This is a genomic window from Alteromonas sp. BZK5 (assembly GCF_014349115.1).
Classification (GTDB): Bacteria; Pseudomonadota; Gammaproteobacteria; order Enterobacterales; family Alteromonadaceae; genus Alteromonas; species Alteromonas macleodii.
The window spans coordinates 1-1,725 of record NZ_JACSOE010000239.1 but is presented as its reverse complement, the minus strand read 5'-3'; the positions used below and the strand labels follow the sequence as shown (position 1 = coordinate 1,725).

The following is a 1,725-nucleotide window of genomic DNA, read 5'->3' as shown; positions in this document are numbered from 1 at the left end:
TGTTGATTGCATGGCTGTTGCGATATTGCCAGAACACAAAAATGCTCCTTGTTCATATTGGATATCATTCCCAAACAGGGCGGGAGATTTTACGCAAGTAAAAATTAAGCAATCCCATCTTTCCAAAGCAACTCTTTAACAAAGGAATAAAATGCAGGCCACTACTGAAGACTTAATAAAGCTGTATGAAGCGAAGGAATCTACTCTAGCAGTAATATTCAATGCTTTCAGGTGCTCTCGTAAAATTGGTTTTAGGCTTTGCCAATATAAAGTTTCGAAGGAACTTCACCAATATTATGCTGCTCTATTCTGCTTTTCATTAATAGATAACTCATTGTGTGATGACTTAATTAATTCAGATGCACCAAAGAAAATAAGCTCTGTTCAATCGGCTATTTCAGGTTCACGGTTACTTAGGTCACATGTTGAGTTTGTTTTGTCGTATTCGCCAGTGATTGATTGGAACGGTGGACAATAAACAACAGAGGAATGGAGCGTGTGATTTATTAATCACTTCAGAGAACCATTTAGATTTTTTTCTGGGTGCTTACTTTTAAGTGTCATCGCAATTGCTTTAATTGTATCTGATTCGTAGCCGAACGATCTAAACGAAAGACAAACAACGCTGCTGGGATGGTCAGTAATAGCTTTCCTTGCCAATCTTCTCAGCATTTTGACTCTCTTGATATTTAGGAGAAAGAAATAAAGCTATGGGTTTCATGATGGCTACTGTGGGGCTTTTCTTTTGTTTCCTTATAGCGGGAATTTCCCTCTATCTGTTGTGGTGCGCAATGGTTATAGAGATAAAATTGATTCTGGCAAAGAAGAAGAGCCGAGGAAATAAGATTTGAAAGAATTAAAGACTCTTCAAGAAAGCTCAACGATCATGGGTGGAGTTAGCGCTATTGCAATTGGTATTTCTTTTTTTGAGCTAGCTGACGGGCTTTCTTACTCAAAAATAATGCTAACACTAGTCTCAGTTTTACTTTTGTGCTTTGCAGTACAAACCAATTGTTCACTGCGAAAGCAAGAAATAGGTGAGCAATGTAATGAACATGATGGCTAGACTTAAGAAAGAGGAAACTGAATGAGAACGCTTGAGTATTTTTGGTTAAAGAGAATTAACCTTTTACTAGGCTTTATGCTTTTAATTCCATTACCAACAATGACGTTCGTCTGGTTAAATGGGGGTTTAGCAATGCAAACAGAGTCTCAGTTAATTAATAAGTGGAGCAACCCTGGTTTCTTATCTGCACCATTTGCAATGTCAATAATAGGCTTCATTGTTGGTGTAATCGTCCTAGCGTTTGTTTTAATTAAAGCTGATATCGACAAAGTTTTACCGTTCAATGATGTGGACTAGCGAAAAAAATTTAAAAGCTTAACCTCTAATATTAATTCCCTATATGAATAATACTTTAGAGTGTTTGACTCGATAGAATAGACCTCAACCTTGTAAAAATCTTTTAGGATGAAGAGCCCTTAGACTGGCTATTATTAATAATAAGGCTGTATAGGCCTGCAATGAAATAAGATAAAGCCAAACAAAACTTTCAGTTAAATCACCAACTATAAAACCTCTCAAAAAATAGTACTGTTGTATCAGTGGTAAAACCGAAAAAACAGTAGGTATCGAAGCTGAGACTACAGCAGCAAGTGCAGGAAACCCATATGATAAAGCGTCAATATAACCAGAATAGGTTAATGCAACGCGATCATCACTTA

At 36.6% G+C, this 1,725-nt stretch carries 3 protein-coding genes; 2 read left to right on the top strand and 1 reads right to left on the bottom strand.

All coding sequences use genetic code 11. The annotated features are described in order from the left end of the window. Nucleotides 1-847 precede the first annotated feature (847 nt). Entirely contained in the window at nt 848-1,066 is a 219-nt protein-coding gene (locus tag BIZ39_RS21635) for a hypothetical protein (protein ID WP_187448089.1), read from the top strand. Nucleotides 1,067-1,087: 21 nt separating this feature from the next. Beyond that, on the top strand, nt 1,088-1,363 hold the full coding sequence (locus BIZ39_RS21630) for a hypothetical protein (protein WP_187448088.1): 276 nt from the start codon (nt 1,088-1,090) through the stop codon (nt 1,361-1,363). 84 nt (nt 1,364-1,447) lie between these two features. Here BIZ39_RS21630 and BIZ39_RS21625 read toward each other — a convergent pair. Beyond that, nucleotides 1,448-1,725: hypothetical protein (locus tag BIZ39_RS21625; RefSeq protein WP_187448087.1), on the bottom strand; the 278-nt coding region annotated here is incomplete at its 5' end.